General features: G+C 71.9%; 17 protein-coding genes. 12 read left to right on the forward strand and 5 right to left on the reverse strand.

Annotated elements, in window-relative coordinates:
* Positions 1-8: 8 nt before the first annotated feature.
* The 3 genes from ACZ514_RS06125 to ACZ514_RS06135 form a co-directional block, all read right to left on the reverse strand.
* Positions 9-491: a succinate dehydrogenase hydrophobic membrane anchor subunit gene (locus ACZ514_RS06125; RefSeq protein ID WP_267033120.1), complete on the reverse strand. Its 483-nt coding sequence runs from the start codon at positions 489-491 to the stop codon at positions 9-11.
* Positions 492-496: 5 nt separating this feature from the next.
* Positions 497-877 (reverse strand): succinate dehydrogenase, cytochrome b556 subunit, encoded by a 381-nt coding sequence (gene sdhC / locus ACZ514_RS06130; protein ID WP_468698940.1) that lies wholly within the window; start codon positions 875-877, stop codon positions 497-499.
* 152 nt (positions 878-1,029) lie between these two features.
* A complete protein-coding gene (locus ACZ514_RS06135; RefSeq protein WP_468698942.1) occupies positions 1,030-1,695 on the reverse strand; it encodes a 2-oxo-4-hydroxy-4-carboxy-5-ureidoimidazoline decarboxylase in 666 nt (221 codons plus the stop codon).
* 280 nt (positions 1,696-1,975) lie between these two features.
* Here ACZ514_RS06135 and ACZ514_RS06140 point away from each other — a divergent pair, with 280 nt between their 5' ends.
* Together ACZ514_RS06140 and ACZ514_RS06145 are read left to right on the forward strand one after the other, a co-directional pair.
* Positions 1,976-2,716, forward strand: coding sequence for an RNA polymerase sigma factor (locus tag ACZ514_RS06140; protein ID WP_468170178.1), 741 nt, complete (start codon positions 1,976-1,978; stop codon positions 2,714-2,716).
* Positions 2,716-3,717 carry a hypothetical protein gene (locus tag ACZ514_RS06145; protein ID WP_468170039.1) on the forward strand — a complete coding sequence of 334 codons (1,002 nt, stop codon included), beginning with the start codon at positions 2,716-2,718 and terminating at the stop codon, positions 3,715-3,717. Before ACZ514_RS06140 ends, ACZ514_RS06145 begins: the two co-directional genes overlap by 1 nt.
* Before the next feature lie 273 nt (positions 3,718-3,990).
* Here the strand turns inward: ACZ514_RS06145 and ACZ514_RS06150 are convergent, their stop codons facing one another.
* Positions 3,991-4,875 carry a L,D-transpeptidase family protein gene (locus tag ACZ514_RS06150; protein ID WP_468170036.1) on the reverse strand — a complete coding sequence of 295 codons (885 nt, stop codon included), beginning with the start codon at positions 4,873-4,875 and terminating at the stop codon, positions 3,991-3,993.
* A 389-nt stretch (positions 4,876-5,264) separates the two neighbouring features.
* Between ACZ514_RS06150 and ACZ514_RS06155 the strand changes: the two genes are divergently transcribed.
* The 10 genes from ACZ514_RS06155 (at position 5,265) to ACZ514_RS06200 (ending at position 16,862) form a co-directional block, all read left to right on the forward strand.
* Entirely contained in the window at positions 5,265-6,848 is a 1,584-nt protein-coding gene (locus tag ACZ514_RS06155; protein WP_468170033.1) for an acyl-CoA mutase large subunit family protein, read from the forward strand.
* 45 nt (positions 6,849-6,893) lie between these two features.
* Positions 6,894-7,544, forward strand: coding sequence for a leucine efflux protein LeuE (gene leuE / locus ACZ514_RS06160; RefSeq protein ID WP_468170030.1), 651 nt, complete (start codon positions 6,894-6,896; stop codon positions 7,542-7,544).
* Between the two features lie 210 nt (positions 7,545-7,754).
* The gene (locus ACZ514_RS06165) at positions 7,755-8,999 is read left to right on the forward strand and encodes an amidohydrolase (RefSeq protein WP_468170175.1); all 1,245 of its coding nucleotides are present in this window, start codon (positions 7,755-7,757) and stop codon (positions 8,997-8,999) included.
* Positions 9,000-9,229: 230 nt separating this feature from the next.
* A complete protein-coding gene (locus tag ACZ514_RS06170; protein WP_468170027.1) occupies positions 9,230-10,291 on the forward strand; it encodes a BMP family lipoprotein in 1,062 nt (353 codons plus the stop codon).
* A gap of 264 nt (positions 10,292-10,555) precedes the next feature.
* Positions 10,556-12,214 (forward strand): ABC transporter ATP-binding protein, encoded by a 1,659-nt coding sequence (locus ACZ514_RS06175; protein ID WP_468699044.1) that lies wholly within the window; start codon positions 10,556-10,558, stop codon positions 12,212-12,214.
* A complete protein-coding gene (locus ACZ514_RS06180) occupies positions 12,211-13,326 on the forward strand; it encodes an ABC transporter permease (protein ID WP_468170024.1) in 1,116 nt (371 codons plus the stop codon). The genes ACZ514_RS06175 and ACZ514_RS06180 overlap by 4 nt, the downstream gene beginning before the upstream one ends.
* Positions 13,323-14,585: an ABC transporter permease gene (locus ACZ514_RS06185; RefSeq protein ID WP_468170021.1), complete on the forward strand. Its 1,263-nt coding sequence runs from the start codon at positions 13,323-13,325 to the stop codon at positions 14,583-14,585. The genes ACZ514_RS06180 and ACZ514_RS06185 overlap by 4 nt, the downstream gene beginning before the upstream one ends.
* Complete coding sequence (locus tag ACZ514_RS06190) at positions 14,582-14,980, forward strand: cytidine deaminase (RefSeq protein ID WP_468170018.1); 399 nt, start codon at positions 14,582-14,584, stop codon at positions 14,978-14,980. Before ACZ514_RS06185 ends, ACZ514_RS06190 begins: the two co-directional genes overlap by 4 nt.
* 117 nt (positions 14,981-15,097) lie before the next feature.
* The gene (locus ACZ514_RS06195) at positions 15,098-16,375 is read left to right on the forward strand and encodes a thymidine phosphorylase (protein ID WP_468170015.1); all 1,278 of its coding nucleotides are present in this window, start codon (positions 15,098-15,100) and stop codon (positions 16,373-16,375) included.
* Positions 16,376-16,523: 148 nt separating this feature from the next.
* Positions 16,524-16,862 carry an STAS domain-containing protein gene (locus ACZ514_RS06200; protein WP_468170012.1) on the forward strand — a complete coding sequence of 113 codons (339 nt, stop codon included), beginning with the start codon at positions 16,524-16,526 and terminating at the stop codon, positions 16,860-16,862.
* Here ACZ514_RS06200 and ACZ514_RS06205 read toward each other — a convergent pair.
* Positions 16,758-17,759, reverse strand: a complete 1,002-nt coding sequence (locus ACZ514_RS06205; protein WP_468170009.1) for a sigma-70 family RNA polymerase sigma factor — start codon at positions 17,757-17,759, stop codon at positions 16,758-16,760. The genes ACZ514_RS06200 and ACZ514_RS06205 overlap by 105 nt on opposite strands.
* Between the last annotated feature and the right edge of the window lies 1 nt (position 17,760).

Here is a 17,760-nt window from a genome sequence, read left to right on the forward strand (position 1 = left end):
GCCCGTGCCTAGCGGATGTTCGGGTCGAAGGTGAAGATCACCAGCGTGCCCAGAAGGATGGTGAACACCGTGGCGGTGTAGAGCAGGCCCTTCAGCCACAGCCGCGTGTTGGCGCGCTCCGCGTAGTCGTTGATGACGGTACGCAGACCGTTGGCGCCGTGCAGCATGGCCAGCCACAGCATCAGCAGGTCCCAGACCTGCCAGAACGGGGACGCCCAGCGGCCGGCCACGAAGGCGAAGCCGATCTTGGAGACGCCGCCGTCCAGCACCAGCTGGATCAGCAGGTGACCGATGACCAGGACGACGAGCACGATGCCCGAGAGGCGCATGAAGAGCCAGGCGGCCATCTCGAAGTTGCCGCGGGTCGAGCGCGGGGTCTTGCCCGTGCGCTTGCGCGGCGCCTCGATGTAGGGCGCCGGGTTGTCGGTGTCGTAGAGGGAAACGCCCTCCACGTCGCCGATCGCCTTGGCGGAAGAAGTGTCGGAAGACATGCGTGTCACTCCCCGAACAGAACGCGGTAGGCGTGGCCGAGGACCGGGAGGACGGCGAAGGCCATCAGCACGATCCAGACGCCCACGACGGACCAGAGCATCTGCTTCTGGTAGCGGGGGCCCTTGGACCAGAAGTCCACGGCGATGACACGGAGACCGTTGAGCGCGTGGAAGAGGATGGCGGCCACGAGGCCGTACTCCAGCAGCGCGACGATCGGGGTCTTGTAGGTAGCCACGACATCGTCGTACGCCTCGGGGGAGACGCGGACGAGAGCGGTGTCGAGGACGTGTACGAACAGGAAGAAGAAGATGAGGACGCCGGTGACTCGATGAGCCACCCAGGACCACATTCCTTCCCGGCCGCGGTACAACGTTCCAGCCGGCACGGAAAACCCTCCGGAAGCGGGGCGGGGGCCAGCCGGCTTCTTTGTCGGTCGGGCCCGGCCGGGTACGGTCCACCGGCCCCGGACATCGTAGCGACGCTTTGTCGGTTCCCTCGCCCGGGGTCCGTCGGTGTGATCAAACAGGCACGGACGGGCTACCCCGCAGGGGCAAATAGTCCGAAATCGGCAGCAGACAGACCGTCATCGGGGTCGGGGCGGTGCGCTCCGGCGAGTCGGTCCAGCAGGCGGACCATCCGGGAGCGGGCCAGCAGGCGCAGTTCGTCGGCGGCGATCGAGCGCTCCTCGTCGATCTCGTGAGCCATCCTCCGGCGGATCGCGGCCAGCAGCTGGTCCACCTGCTCCTCCGGCGGGTGCCCGTCCAGGCAGATCACGAAGGCGTGCCCGAAGGTCCGCTCGTACTCCGCCCGCGCCGCGTCGAGGGCGAGGAGCGCGGCGTACGGGGCGCCCTGGCCCAGCTCCGCAGAGGTCTCCAGGGACAGCGCTTCGGACAGGTCGCCCTGGGAGAGGTCGTACGCGGCCTCGTCCCCGGCCGCCAGCAGGGAGGCGGTGTCGGGGTACGGGCGGTGGGCCGTCACCCGGTGGGCCCAGCGCCCGCTGCCGCAGCAGCGCAGCAGGACGGCGCGCGCGGTCTCGGGGGGCAGGGCGTTGAAGCGCGCCAGTCCGGCGCCGGGGGCGGAGGCCGGACCGCGGACCTGTGCCGGAAGCTGGCTGGACAGCGGTTCTCCTCGGGGCGTGGCGCGGGTGTGCCGCCACGCTAGCGATCTCGGAGGGGCGGCGCCCTGCCCGTGCGGGGATTTCACCCGGAAGTGAGCCGAAAGGATGAGGCGGGGAGGTTTGACCCGCCGGAGAGGGGAAGACGACCGAGGCCGCCACCCCCCACAGGAGAGGCCCCGGTCGCCATCCGTCACGGACTCGTGCGACAAGCCCGTATCCATGTCAGCGTATGGAGTGCGTTTTCTGTCACACCCCGCTCCGCGCAGGCTCGGTCGCTGGTTGTAGAACTCGTGGACGAGAGGTACTTGAAAGCCGTAACGTGCGGATTTGCGCCACACGTACAGGACGTCGAACGGGTTGGGGACTTTGCTGGGGGACGACGCGGAGCTGACCGCCGCGGTGCTCGCGGCACAGGACGGCGACGAAAGCGCGTTCCGGACTGTGTACCGCGCCGTGCACCCGCGCCTGCTCGGATACGTACGCACGCTCGTCGGTGACGGCGACGCCGAGGACGTGACCTCCGAAGCCTGGCTGCAGATCGCCCGCGACCTCGGATCCTTCACCGGCGACGCCGACCGCTTCCGCGGCTGGGCCGCCCGCATCGCCCGCAACCGGGCCCTGGACCACATCCGCATGCGCGGCCGCCGCCCCGCCATCGGCGGCGACGAGACCGAGCTGACCGGCCGGGCCGCGGACTCCGACACCTACGGCGAGGCCATGGAGGCCCTGTCCACCGGGCAGACCATGAAGCTGATCGCCCAGCTCCCGCAGGACCAGGCGGAGGCCGTCGTCCTGCGGGTGGTCGTCGGGCTGGACGCCAAGAGCGCGGCCGAGACCCTCGGCAAGCGCCCCGGGGCGGTCCGCACGGCCGCCCACCGGGGGCTGAAGAAGCTCGCGGAACTGCTGAGCGCGGAGTCCGGCCCCGCCGGCGGGGCGGGCGGGACGGAAAACGAAGCGGAGTCCCGCGCCCTGGTCGGCCATAATGCCGGGGACCAGGCACGGGAGCGCGATCTCGACGCGGTACCCGCACAGCGCGCGCGGGCGGGGGACCTGGTGGAGCAAACCGGTGTGACGCATTCACGTTGGCGGACGCAGAAGGACATGTGATGGCCGACGAGCACAACGCGTGGCTGGACGGGGCCGCGGCGGACGAACTGCTGCGCGGAGGTACCCCCGACCCGGTCGGCGCCGACCCCCGCGCCCGGGCGGAGGCCGCCCGGATGCGCGCCGCCCTCGACGCCCTGACGCCCCGGACCGCCGGGGGCGGGCTGCCCGGCGAGGAAGCCGCCCTGGCCGCCTTCCGCGCGGCCCGCGCCACGGTGCCCGTGACGGCGCCCCCGCCGGAGCCCGCAGGGACCGCCGCCCCGGCCGGCGGCGACCGTGAACCCCTGGTCGACCTGGCCCCGATACCCCCCGTACGCATCCCCGCGCAGCGGCGCCACGCAGCCGCCCGGTTCGGGCTGGCCGCCGCGCTGGCCGGCGTCGCCGTCGGCGGGATCGCGGCCGTCGCCGGGACCGGCCTGCTGGACCGCGCCGCGCACCTGACGGCGGGCCCCGCCCCGGCCGTCTCCGTCACCGCCGACTCGGACCCGGCGCCGGCCGGGGACACCGCGGGCCCCAGCCCCGTCGCGCCGCAGCTGCGGCCGACCCCGTCCCCGGGCGGCGGCGGCTTCACGTACGGCCCGGACGCCTCGCGGATCCCGGGCACGGACACGCGTACGTCCCCCGGCGCCGCCCCCAGCCCGTCCGTGCCGCCCGGCACGGCCGCCACGGGCGGCGGGGGCACGGCCGGCACCGACGGCACGCCTGACAGGTTCATCGACAGCGGCGCCGGCGGCGCAGACGGCGGCGGTGGCCACAGCGGCACCGAAAAGCCCCGGCCCGAGGACCTGTGCCGGGCGAACAAGGCGAAGAACCTCAGCGACGACCGGCGCGAGTACCTCGCCAAGCTCGCGGGCGGGGCCGCGAAGGTCCAGCGCTTCTGCGCGACCCTGCTGGACGGAGCGCCCCGGGGCGGCGTCCCGCAGAGCGGTGCGGACCAGGGCGGCGTTCCGCTGCCCTCGCCGTCCTCCCTGACGAGCGGCGGACTGGGCTTCCGCAGCCGCTGAAACGCCCGCCGCGACCGTCGGCGGAATCGTTTCCGCAGACCCTCCGGCCGGGGCAGTAACACTTTTCGAACCGCCGGCGCAGTACGTATCGAGCCGACTGGTCATCGGCCGCGCACGAGCCGGGGTTCCCCCCGTACCCCTGGGCTCGGCGCACCCGGCGCGGGTGGGGCACGTTCCCCCGGCCCTGCCCGCGCCCCCTCTCCTCCTCACGACCGCAGCCGGCCCCCGGGTCACCGGGCCCGGGTCGCCGCCCCCCGGACCACCGGGGCCCGGTCACCAGTAGACGACGACCTTGTCGCCCACCTTCACCTGGTCGAAAAGCTCCGACAGCTTCTTCTTGTCCCGGACGTTCACACAGCCGTGCGAGGCGCCGTCGTAGCCGCGGGCCGCGAAGTCGGACGAGTAGTGCACCGCCTGGCCCTGGCTGAAGAACATCGAGTACGGCATCGACGTGTGGTAGATCGTCGACGTCCACTCCTTCGCCTTCCACTCCACCTGGAACAGGCCCTCGCGGGTCGGCGTGTTCTCCGAACCGAAGCGCACGTCCATCGTGGAGACGACCTTGCCGTCGATCATCCAGGCCAGGGTGCGGCTCTCCTTGCTGATGCACATCACCCGCCCCTGCATGCAGCGCGGGTCCGGGGCGTCCACCTCGTTGGTGGTCGGCGGACGCAGCTCCTGCTCCGTCGGCTTCGTGCTGAGGGCCTGCACCTTCTGCCAGGTGGCCTCGTCCACCGACCCGGTCGCGGGCAGCCCGTGCCGCGACTGGAAGGTCCTGACCGCGGCGGTCGTCTTCGAGCCGTAGAAACCGGTGGGCGCCGTCGACACCAGCTTGAGCTGGCGCAGCCGGGCCTGGAGCTCCCGGACCTGCTCGCTCTCGTCGCCGTTGGCCATGAGCGCCTTCGGGCCGGGGGCGGCCGACGACGGTGAGGACGAGGGCGACGAGGGCGACGGCGCGGACGTCGGGGAGGACGACGCGGAGGGCGAGGCCCCGCCCGGCTTGTCGTCCCGCTGGGAGGGGGAGGCCGTGGGGGACGCCGCCGGTGAGGAGGGCGCGGCCGGACCGGCACCGCCGCCCTGGGGTGCGCACGCGGTCGCGGCGAGCGCGGCGGCGGCGGCCAGGCCGAGCGTACGGACGATGGCTCTCTGTCGCTGCATGGTGGGGTCCCCCGGATTCAAGGTCGTGTATCAGGGTGACGCCTCGAAGGCGCGGAAAGTTGCACGCGGCCGCGCGGTGTCGCCAAGAGGGCTCCGGTCCCACCCGGACAGCGGCGCCGAAGGGGCCGGGCACGCCGGGCGGCAGGTGCCCCGGACCTGCCGCCCGGCGGTTCCCGGCTCCCCCGTGAGGTCCTCGCGCCACGGCGGGGCCCGGGGCCGCTCCCTCTCCCGCCGGGCCCCCCACCACACTCGAACGAGTGGCGGCGCGCGGCGTCCGGGCGGCCGGGAGGACAGCCGTCAGGCGCGTCAGCCGCCCCGGGCCCGTCCCCGCGCGGTAGGCAGGGAGCTCACCGGTCCCGCCCGGGACAGGACCCCACGGAGGCACGTCGATGGCACGCACCGAGAGCGGAATCCCCCTCGAACCCGTCTACGGCCCGGCCGACCTGACCGGCTGGGACCCGCGGGTCCGGCTCGGCAGCCCCGGGGAGTACCCCTACACCCGCGGCATCCACCCCACGATGTACACCGCGCGGCCCTGGACGATGCGCCAGTACGCCGGGTTCGGCACGGCCGCCGAATCCAACGCCCGCTACCGGGCGCTCATCGAGGGCGGCGGGACCGGCCTGTCCGTGGCCTTCGACCTGCCCACCCAGATGGGGCACGACTCCGACGCCCCCCTCGCGCACGGGGAGGTCGGCAAGGTCGGCGTCGCCGTCGACTCGGTCGAGGACATGCGGGCGCTCCTCGAAGGCATCCCCCTCGACCGGGTGTCGACCTCGATGACCATCAACGCCCCCGCCGCCCTGCTGCTCCTGATGTACCAGCTGGTCGCCGAGGAACAGGGCATCCCGGGCGGGCGGCTGACGGGCACCGTGCAGAACGACGTCCTCAAGGAGTACATCGCCCGCGGGACGTACATCTTCCCGCCCGGCCCCTCCCTGCGGCTGACGGCCGACGTCTTCCGGTACTGCCGCGAGGAGATCCCCCGGTGGAACACCATCTCCGTCTCCGGCTACCACATGGCCGAAGCGGGGGCCTCGCCCGTGCAGGAGATCGCCTTCACCCTCGCCGACGCGATCGCGTACGTCCGTACCGCGCTCGACGCCGGGATGGCGGTCGACGAGTTCGCGCCCCGGCTGTCGTTCTTCTTCGTCGCCCGCACCACCCTCCTGGAGGAGGTGGCCAAGTTCCGTGCGGCGCGGCGGATCTGGGCCCGCGTGATGCGCGAGGAGTTCGGGGCCCGCGACCCGAAGTCCCTGATGCTGCGCTTCCACACCCAGACGGCCGGGGTGCAGCTGACGGCGCAGCAGCCCGAGCTGAACCTCGTACGCGTGGGCGTGCAGGCGCTGGCCGCCGTACTCGGCGGCACCCAGTCCCTGCACACCAACTCCTTCGACGAGGCCATCGCGCTGCCGACGGAGAAGGCGGCCCGCCTCGCCCTGCGCACCCAGCAGGTGCTGGCGTACGAGACGGACGTGCCGCTGACGGTCGATCCCTTCGCCGGGTCGTACGCGGTGGAGCGGATGACGGACGAGGTGGAGGCGGCCGCGCTCGCCCTGATGCGGCGGATCGAGGACCTGGGCGGGGCGGTCGCGGCGATCGAGGCCGGCTTCCAGAAGGAGGAGATCGAGGCCAACGCCTACCGCATCGCCCGCGAGCAGGAGAGCGGCGAGCGGATCGTGGTCGGCGTCAACCGCTTCGCGCTGGAGCGGGAGGAGCCGTACGAGCCCCTGCGGGTGGACCCGGCGATCGAGGCCCGGCAGTGCGCCGCCCTGGAGCGGCTCAGGGCGGCGCGGGACGGACGGGCGGTGGGGCGGGCGCTGGCCGCCCTGCGGGAGGCGGCGGCCGGCACCCGGGACAACGTACTGCCCCCGATGAAGGAGGCCCTGCGGGCACGGGCCACGGTGGGGGAGGTGTGCGGGGTGCTGCGGGAGGTCTGGGGGAGCTACGAACCGTCCGGTCCCGCCCACTGAAATCGACTGGCGCGACAGGTGTGTCCTCATGGGACACTCCTGCCCATGCTGGGTGTGACAGACCTTCCTACCTATCTCGCCGCCGTCGTGCTGATCGTGCTGCTGCCGGGGCCGAACTCGCTCTACGTGCTCTCCGTCGCCTCCCGGCGCGGGGTCAAGGAGGGGTACAAGGCCGCCTGCGGGGTGTTCAGCGGGGACACCGTGCTCATGGTGCTCGCGGCGGCCGGGGCGGGCGCGCTGCTCCAGACCAGCCCGGTGCTGTTCACGGTGGTCAAGGTCCTCGGTGCCGGCTACCTCGGCTGGCTGGCCGTCGGCATGCTGCGCGCCGCCCGGGGCATGTGGCGCGGCCGCGGGGGCCGGGACGGGGAGCGGGCCGTGGAGGAGCCGGCCGCCGGCACGGCCGAGCGGCCCTACCGGCGGGCGCTGGTGGTGAGCCTGCTCAACCCGAAGGCGATCCTGTTCCTGCTCTCCTTCTTCGTGCAGTTCGTCGACCCCGGCTACGCCTATCCGGCGCTGTCGTTCCTGCTCCTCGGGGCGGTCTCGCAGCTGATCAGCTTCCTCTACCTGTCCACCCTGATATTCGCGGGCACCCGGCTGTCCACCGCCTTCCGCCGCCGCAGGCGGCTGTCGGCCGGCGCGACCTCGGCGGCGGGCGTGGTCTTCCTCGGCTTCGCCGCGAAGCTCGCCGTCAGCTGACCGCCCCGCCGGGGGCGGGGACCGTGCGGCGGCGGCTTGGGCCCCGCCACGGGACGCCCCGGCGGCCGGACGGGCGCGGGAGTTTACCCCCCGCCGCCACCGGTCATGCGTCCAGAGGCCCCTTTTCTTTCCCCTAAGGGCATGAACTTTTGGTGATCTCCGGACAGTTGACCCATCCGTGCGCCTACCCTTCAACGGGTGAACCAGTTGATGTCCCGCGAGCCCCAGACCGCCCTGCCCGGCAAGCCTGCCCGGCCCGAGCTGCCCGGCAAGCTGCCGGACCGGCTCCGCGCCGAACTGATCGCTTTCCGCCGGGACCTGCACATGCACCCCGAGCTAGGACACCAGGAGTTCCGTACCACCGCGGCGATCAAGGCCCGGCTGGAGCAGGCCGGCCTGCGACCACGCGTCCTGAAGTCCGGTACCGGACTCATCTGTGACGTCGGCACCTGGGACGGGGAACGGCCGATGCTGGCCCTCCGCGCGGACATCGACGCCCTGCCCATCCCGGACGCCAAGACGCACGTCGCGTACCGCTCCACCTACCCGGACCGCGCCCACGCCTGCGGCCACGACGTCCACACCGCAGTCGTCCTCGGCGCCGGCCTGGTCCTCGCCGAGCTCGACCGCCAGGGCCTGCTGCCCCGCCCGGTGCGGCTGCTGTTCCAGCCGGCCGAGGAGGTGCTGCCGGGCGGCGCGACCGAGGCCATCGAGTCCGGGGTGCTGGACGGCGTCGGCAGGATCATCGCGGTGCACTGCGACCCCCGCGTCGACGCCGGCATGATCGGGCTGCGGCCCGGCCCCATCACCTCGGCCTGCGACCGCCTGGAGGTCACCCTGGCCGGCCCGGGCGGCCACACCGCCCGCCCGCACCTGACCACCGACATGGTGACGGCCGCCGCGCGGGTCGCCGTCGACGTCCCGGCCCTGCTGGCCCGCCGCATGGACGCCCGCTCGGGCATGTCCGTGACCTGGGGCCGGATCGAGTCCGGGCACGCGTGCAACGTCATCCCGATGCACGCCGAGCTGTCCGGCACGGTCCGCTGCCTGGACCTCAACGCCTGGTACGAGGCCCCGGACATGATCCACGCGGCGATCGACGAGGTCGCCACCATGCACGGGGCCAAGTTCGAGATCAACCACGTGCGCGGGGTGCCCCCCGTGGTCAACGACCCGGTGGTCACCGAACTGCTCCGGGAGGCCATGGGCGCCCGCTGCGGCCCCGGGGCGGTCGAGGACACCGAGCAGAGCCTCGGCGGCGAGGACTTCTCCTGGTACCTCGAGCACGTCCCCGGCGCCATGGCCCGCCTCGGCGTCCGCCGGCCGGGTGACACCGCCAAGCGGGACCTGCACCGGGGCGACTTCGACGTCGACGAGTCCGCGATCGGCTACGGAGTGGAGTTCTTCACGGCCGCCGCGCTGCTCGACGGACGCCGCGGCGGGCCCCTCGGATAAAAGATCGGGCAAAGCTCTTTACAGCACCGGCGGGCCGGCCGTCGGCGGCGTCCAGCCCTTGGTACACAAGGGCCGGACGCCTGTCCTGTTACCGATCGGTCACTGTCCGGTTCGCGTCGATCCGATAACGACTCATGAACGGGCCTTTAACTGACATCTACGCGCGTTACGATCGCCGCGAAACCAGCGCCGGTCGTGGCGCTTCGGTCAGGTTTTGAAGGAGCCTCCCCTTGCGCCGGATCACCAGGATCGCCACCGTGGGCCTCGCGTCCGCGGCGCTGGCCCTCTCGGCCACCGCCTGTGGCGGAAAGAAGTCCTCGGACAGCCCGTCTGCCGACGGCAGCGCCTCCTCCTCCGCGGGCGCGGCCATCGCGTACGACATCGGCGGCCGTGGCGACCAGTCGTTCAACGACGCCGCCTACGCGGGCCTCGAGAAGGCCGAGAAGGACCTGAAGGTCAAGGGCGCCGAGGCGGAGCCCACCGAGGGCGAGAGCGAGGCCGACAAGGTCCAGCGCCTCACCGAGCTGGCCCGCAAGGGCAACAACCCGGTCATCGGCGTCGGCTTCGCGTACGCGCCGGCCATCAAGAAGGTCGCGGCGAAGTTCCCGAACACCACGTTCGGCATCATCGACGACACCTCGGTGACCGAGAAGAACATCGCCAACCTGGTCTTCAACGAGGAGCAGGGCTCCTACCTGGCCGGCGTCGCCGCCGCCAAGGCGTCGAAGAGCGGCACGGTCGGCTTCATCGGCGGTGTCGAGGTCCCGCTGATCAAGAAGTTCGAGGCGGGCTTCGCCCAGGGCGTCAAGGACACCAACCCCAACGCGAAGGTACTGACCAAGTACCTCTCCCAGCCGCCGGACTTCGGTGGCTTCGCCAAGCCCGACCTGGGCAAGGCCGCGGCCAAGGGCCAGATCGACGGCGGCGCCGACGTGATCTACGCCGCTGCCGGCCTCGCCGGCTCGGGCGCCATCGAGGCCGCCGCGACTTCCGGCAAGTGGGCCATCGGTGTCGACTCCGACCAGTACAACCAGGCCGGTCTGTCGAAGTACAAGGACAAGATCCTGACCTCGGTCACCAAGGACGTCTCCGACGCGGTCTACAACCTGATCAAGTCGGTCAAGGACGGCAGCCCGCAGTCCGGTGAGGTCCGCTACGGCCTGGACAAGGACGGCGTCGGCCTGGCCGACTCCAACCCCGAGTACAAGAACATGACCGACCTGATCGCCGCGGTGGACAAGGCGAAGGCCGACATCATCGCGAAGAAGATCACCGTCAAGACCACGCCGTAACGGCCCGTCTGACGTCCCGTCGCGGTCACCGGGGTCCGGGAAGCGGTCTCAACCGCTCCCGGACCCCGCACCGCGTCTCCCCCCTGAGTCGGTGACCACTTGTGGCCAGTTGGCCGCAAGTTTTCACTTCCGACAGTGCTACGCGCGTAGAGGCATGGTGGACGCGATACCGTCCGACTCCCGCCCACCCGCCCGGCCGATCTCCGCCCTGTCCCCCTGCCCACTCGGCTTTTCCAGCTCCTTCCGCGCCAAGGAGAGTGCGTCATCAACGCGTCCAGCCCCCCTCTCGCCGTAGAACTGCACGGCATCACCAAGCGTTTCCCCGGCGTCGTCGCCAACAAGGACATCGCCATCTCCGTCCGCAAGGGCACGGTCCACGCCCTCATCGGTGAGAACGGTGCCGGCAAGTCGACCCTGATGAAGATCCTCTACGGCATGCAGAAGCCGGACGAGGGCACCATCGCCATCGACGGGGAGCAGGTCTCCTTCAACAACCCCGGCGAGGCCATCGCCCGCGGCATCGGCATGGTGCACCAGCACTTCATGCTGGCCGACAACCTCACCGTCCTGGAGAACGTCGTCCTCGGCGGCGAGAAGCTCTACGGCATCGGCGCCAAGGCCCGCAAGAAGATCAAGGAGATCTCGGACGCGTACGGTCTCGGCGTGCGCCCCGACGCCCTGGTCGAGGACCTCGGTGTGGCCGACCGCCAGCGGGTGGAGATCCTCAAGGTCCTCTACCGCGGCGCCAAGACCCTCATCCTCGACGAGCCGACCGCCGTGCTCGTGCCGCAGGAAGTGGACGCGCTCTTCGACAACCTGCGCGAGCTCAAGGCGGAGGGCCTCACGGTCATCTTCATCTCGCACAAGCTGGGCGAGGTCCTGAAGGTCGCCGACGACATCACCGTCATCCGCCGCGGCACCACCGTCGGCACCGCCGACCCCAAGACCGCCACGACCAAGCAGCTCGCCGAGCTGATGGTCGGCAGCGAGCTGCCCTCGCCGGAGACCCGCGAGTCCACGGTGACCACGACGCCCATGCTGAAGGTCGACGGCCTGACCGTCGCCGACGCGGGCGTGGTCATCGCCCCCGAGACCTCCACGAGCGCCCCCGGCGACCCCGGCACCGGTATCCGCGAGACCCCGGTGGCCGGCCGCCTGCTGCTCGACGGGATCAGCTTCACCATCCACAAGGGCGAGGTCCTCGGCATCGCCGGTGTCGAGGGCAACGGCCAGACGGAGCTGATCGAGGCCCTCATGGGCATGATCACCCCCGACGCGGGCGTCATCACCCTCGACGGCGACGACATCACCAGGACCCCGGTGCGCAAGCGTCGCGAGGGCGGCATCGGCTACATCCCCGAGGACCGCCACCGCCACGGCCTGCTGCTGGAGTCCCCGCTGTGGGAGAACCGCATCCTCGGCCACGTCACCGAGGCGCCCAACTCCCGGCGCGGCATCCTCGACCCGAAGGCCGCGCGCAAGGACACCGAGCGGATCGTGCGCGAGTACGACGTCCGCACCCCGGGCATCGACGTCACCGCGGCCTCGCTCTCCGGCGGCAACCAGCAGAAGCTGATCGTCGGCCGCGAGATGAGCCACAACCCCAAGTTCCTGATCGCCGCCCACCCCACGCGCGGTGTGGACGTCGGCGCGCAGGCGCAGATCTGGGACGCGATCCGCGAGGCCCGCCGCGAGGGCCTCGCCGTGCTGCTGATCTCCGCCGACCTGGACGAGCTGATCGGCCTGTCCGACACGCTCCGCGTCATCTACCGCGGCCGCCTGGTCGCGGACGCCGACCCGGCGACGATCACCCCCGAGGAGCTCGGCACCGCCATGACGGGCGCCGCCACCGGGCACCTGGAAGCCACTGACGACCACTCCGCCGGGGTCGACGGCGACACGACGGAGGACGAGGCCCGATGAAGAAATTCGACAAGGACCGGCTGCTTCTCGGCTTCGCCGGACCCGCGCTGGCACTGGTCAGCGCCTTCGTACTCAGCATGATCGTGCTGGCCGCTTCGGGCGTGGACCCGATCGAGCCGCTGCGCATCATGATCGAACAGTCCGGCTACGAGGACGTCCAGGTCCTCATCCTGAACCAGGCCGGCACGTACTACCTGGCAGCCCTGGCCGTCGCCATCGGCTTCCGGATGAACCTCTTCAACATCGGTGTGGACGGCCAGTACCGCCTCGCCGCGATGGTCAGCGCCCTGGTCGGCGCGGCCGTCACGCTGCCCGGCCCGCTGCACATCCTGGTGATCGTGCTCGTCGCGATGCTCGTCGGCGCCTTCTGGTCCGGCATCGCGGGCGTCCTCAAGGCCAAGCGCGGCGTGAGCGAGGTCGTCTCGACGATCATGCTCAACGCCATCGCGACCTCGCTGATCGCCTGGCTGATCCTCCCCAAGAACCTCGGCGTGCAGCCGGTCGGCTCCAACGACCTGACCACCGGTGACATCCCGGAGTCCGGCTGGTTCCCGGGCGTGGAGCTCAGCGACGGCCTGGAGATCTACGGCTTCACCTTCATCGCCTTCGCGCTGGGCGTCGTCTACTGGTTCGTGCTCAACCGCACCCGCTTCGGCTTCGACCTGCGCGCCACCGGCGCCAGCGAGTCCGCCGCCCAGGCCTCCGGCGTGGACGCCAAGAAGATGATCATGACCTCGATGCTCATCTCGGGCGCCGTCGCCGGTCTGGTCAGCATGCCGCTGCTGCTGGGCGAGTCCCACACGTACAACCTGTCCTTCCCGGCGGGCATCGGCTTCACCGGCATCACCATCGCGCTGCTCGGCCGCAACAACCCGGTCGGCATCTTCTTCGCCGCGCTGCTGATCGCCTTCATCGACAAGGCCTCGGCCGGCCTCGACACGGCCGGCTTCGCCAAGGAAATCGGCACGATCATGAAGGGCCTGATCGTGGTCGCCGTGGTCGTCAGCTACGAGCTCGTCCGCCGCTACGGCATCCGCCGGCAGCAGCAGAAGGTCGGCGAGGAGCTGGCCGCCGGCCACGCCATCAAGACCGAGAAGGAGGTCGCGGCGTGAGCGCCAGCACCGTTTCCACGACGAAAGCCGCGCCCGTGCCGGGCGGCCGCCGCAAGCTCACCCTGCCCTGGATCCTGCTGATCATCGCGGGTGGCCTCGCGCTGGTCTCGCTGGTCCGGGTCATCTCCGGCGCGAACGACCTGACCTCCGTGGGCCAGGTCTCCGGGGCCCTCCAGCTCGCCGTGCCGATCGGCCTCGCGGGCCTCGGCGGCCTGTGGGCCGAGCGGGCCGGCGTGGTCAACATCGGCCTCGAGGGCATGATGATCCTCGGCACCTGGTTCGGCGCCTGGGCCGGCTACCAGTGGGGCCCCTGGTCGGGCGTCCTGCTGGGCATCGTCGGCGGCGCCATCGGCGGCCTGCTGCACGCGATCATCACCGTCACCTTCAACGTCAACCACATCGTCTCCGGTGTGGCGGTCACCATCCTGGCGACGGGCTTCACCCAGTACCTGTCGAACTTCACCTTCGACAAGGCCGAGGGCGGCTCCTCCAAGCAGTCCCCGCGCATCGAGTCCATCACCGAGATCACCGTCCCGGGACTCTCCAGCGGGCTGGACGGCCTCCAGGCCAAGCACTGGTTCCTGGTCTCGGACGTCGCGGGCGTCCTCGGCGGCCTGGTCACCCACCTGTCGCTGCTGACCATCGTCGCCGTGCTGCTGATCCCCGCCACCTGGTGGGTGCTGTGGCGCACCGCGTTCGGCCTGCGCCTGCGCTCCTGCGGCGAGAACCCGGTCGCGGCGGAGTCCCTCGGCGTCAACGTCTACAAGTACAAGTACATCGCCGTGATCGTCTCCGGCGGCCTGGCCGGCCTCGGCGGCGCGTTCCTCGCGATCGTCTCCACCGGCATCTACCAGGAGGGCCAGACCGGCGGCCGCGGTTACATCGGTCTCGCCGCGATGATCTTCGGCAACTGGATGCCGGGCGGCATGGCGCTGGGCGCGGGCCTGTTCGGCTTCACCGACAGCCTCAAGCTGCGCGGCGGCGCCGAGAACGTCCACGCGATGCTGCTGCTGATCGCCATCCTGCTGGTGCTGGCCCTCGGCTGGCAGCTGTACAAGAAGAAGTACCTCCAGGCCGGTATCGCCGCCGTCTGCGCCGCCGGGCTCTTCGCCTGGTACCTGGCCACCGACCAGGTGCCCAGCCAGTTCGTGGACGCCGCCCCGTACGTGACGACGCTGCTGGTGCTCGCGCTGTCGGCGCAGCGCCTGCGGATGCCGAAGGCGGACGGCATGCCGTACCGCAAGGGCCAGGGCAAGTGACCGCGGACCGGGCGGTGGACTGGGAGGCCCTGCGGACGGCCGCCCGGGCGGCGATGACCCGGGCGTACGCCCCTTACTCGGGCTTCCCGGTCGGGGTCGCCGCCCTGGTGGACGACGGCCGGGTGGTCACCGGCTGCAACGTGGAGAACGCCAGCTACGGCCTCGGCCTGTGCGCCGAGTGCGGCCTGGTCTCCTCCCTCCAGGCCACCGGCGGCGGCCGGCTCACCCACTTCACGTGCGTGGACGGCAAGGGCGAGATCCTCGTGCCCTGCGGCCGCTGCCGCCAGCTGCTCTACGAGTTCGGCGGCCCGGAGCTGCTGGTGGAGACACCGGACGGGATCCTGCCGCTGAGCGCGATGCTGCCGCAGGCCTTCGGGCCCGACCACCTGAGATAGCCGCACCGACGGCCCTCCGCCCTGCCGGGCGGAGGGCCGTCGCCGCTCCCGCCCCCTCCTCGAAAACCCCTCGAACCTCCCTCCCTCATCTCTATGCGCGTAGAAGGAAGTCACCTCATGGACGTCATCTCCGTCATCCGGACCAAGCGGGACCGCGGTGAACTGAGCCCCGAGCAGATCGACTGGGTCATCGACGCATACACCCGCGGGGTCGTCGCCGACGAGCAGATGTCGGCGCTCGCGATGGCCATCCTGCTCAACGGCATGAACCGGGCCGAGATCGCCCGCTGGACCGCCGCGATGATCGCCTCCGGCGAGCGGATGAACTTCGACTCCCTCTCCCGCCCGACCGCCGACAAGCACTCCACCGGCGGCGTCGGCGACAAGATCACCCTCCCGCTGGCCCCGCTCGTCGCCGCCTGCGGCGCGGCCGTGCCGCAGCTCTCGGGCCGGGGCCTCGGCCACACCGGCGGCACCCTGGACAAGCTGGAGTCGATCCCCGGCTGGCGGGCCCTGCTCTCCAACGAGGAGATGCTGCACGTGCTCGACACCACCGGTGCCGTCATCTGCGCCGCGGGCGACGGCCTGGCCCCGGCGGACAAGAAGCTCTACGCGCTGCGCGACGTCACGGGCACGGTCGAGGCCATTCCGCTGATCGCCTCCTCGATCATGTCGAAGAAGATCGCCGAGGGGACGGGCTCGCTCGTCCTGGACGTGAAGGTCGGCTCCGGCGCCTTCATGAAGAACATCGAGGACGCCCGCGAACTGGCCTCCACCATGGTGGCCCTGGGCACCGACAGCGGCGTCCGGACCATCGCCCTGCTCACCGACATGTCCACCCCGCTCGGCCTGACCGCCGGCAACGCGCTGGAGGTCCGCGAGTCCGTCGAGGTCCTCGCCGGCGGCGGTCCGGCCGACGTGGTCGAGCTGACCATCGCCCTGGCCAGGGAGATGCTGGACGCGGCGGGCATCAAGGACGCCGACCCCGCGAAGGCCCTCGCCGACGGCTCCGCCATGGACGTGTGGCGCCGGATGATCTCCGCCCAGGGCGGCGACCCGGACGCGGCCCTGCCGGTGGCCCGCGAGCAGCACGTGGTCACCGCCTCCGCCTCGGGCGTCCTGACCCGCCTCGACGCGTACGCGGTCGGCGTCGGCGCCTGGCGCCTGGGCGCGGGCCGTGCCCGCAAGGAGGACCCGGTCCAGGCGGGCGCGGGCATCGAGCTGCACGCGAAGCCGGGCGACACCGTCACCGCGGGCCGGCCGCTGATGACCCTGCACACGGACACCCCGGAGAAGTTCGAGTACGCCCTGGCCTCCCTCGAGGGCTGCTACGACATCGCCCCGGCCGGCACCGCGTACTCCGCCACGCCGATCGTCCTGGACCGCATCGCGTAGGTCCGGGCCGAGGCCGAGGCCAAGGCCGGGGCGAGGGCCGGGGGCAGCGCCGCACGGGTGCCCGCCCCCGGCACGCCCCGGCCCGTTCCCCCGGGGGGCCGCCCGGGCGACGCCGATGAGTCCCGGGGCCGGTGACGGTCATCCACCCGTGGAGATCAGAACCCTGGCCCTGGACGAAGGGCCCCAGCCGGACGTCCCCGCGCTGTGCGCACGCCTCGGCGAGCTGTGCCGGGACGGCCCGGGCCGTCCGGTGACCTGCGACGTGCGCGCCGTCACGGCCCCCACCCTCGCCACCGTCGACGCGCTCGCGCGCCTGGCGCTCGCCGCCCGCCGCCACGGCACCCGGCTGCGGCTCACCGGCGCCGGCCCGGCCCTGCTGGCCCTACTGCGCCTCGTCGGTCTCGTCGAGCTGCTCGGGCAGGCCGAACAGGGGGAACCAGCGGGCGGTGTCCAGGAAGGCGTTGAGGCCGACGATCCGGCCGTCTGATACCTCCAGTACCTGGAGCGCCCACGGCACGTGCCCGGGCTGGCCGTCCTCGCGGGGGCGGTACTGCCCGAAGGCCGGCAGGCCGTTCGCCGTCGTCGGGACCAGGCGCGAGCCCTTGCAGCCGATGCCCTGGTTGAGGTGCCACGCGGCGATGTCCTCGGGGCCCCGCAGCCACAGGTCGTACGGGGGCATCGACAGCACCGCGTCCTCGTGCAGCAGCGCGGTGAGCCGCGAGATGTCGTAGGCCTCGAAGGCGGACAGGTACTGCTCCAGCAGCTTCGCCTGGTCCGCGTCCAGCGGGTCCGCCGGGTCACCCGGGCGCAGCGCCTGCCCCGCGAGGGTCGCCCGGGCCCGCTGGAGCGCGCTGTTCACCGCCGCCACCGAGGTCTCCAGCAGCTCGGCGACCTCGTCCGCCTTCCAGGCCAGCACCTCGCGCAGGATCAGCACGGCCCGCTGCTTCGCCGGGAGGTGCTGGAGGGCCGCGACGAAGGCCAGCCGGACGGACTCCTTGGCCAGCGCCATCTCCGCCGGGTCGGCGGTCTGCGGCAGCACCCGCCCGTCGGGCACCGGCTCCAGCCAGGTCACCTCGGGCCGCTCGCTGAGCACGGCGGAGGCCTGGTGCTGCGGGGCGGACAGGTCCATCGGCCGCGCCCGCCTGTTCCCCGCCTTCAGCAGGTCGAGGCAGACGTTGGTGGCGATCCGGTACAGCCACGACCGCAGCGACGCGCGCCCCTCGAACCTCTCGTACGCCCGCCAGGCGCGGACGTACGTGTCCTGCACCGCGTCCTCGGCGTCGAAGGACGAGCCGAGCATCCGGTAGCAGTAGCCGGTCAGCTCGACGCGGTAGCGGTCCATCGCCGCGTCGAGTTCCGTTGACGAGGTCGCGAGGTCACTCATG

The organism is Streptomyces sp. NPDC034086 (assembly GCF_055575515.1).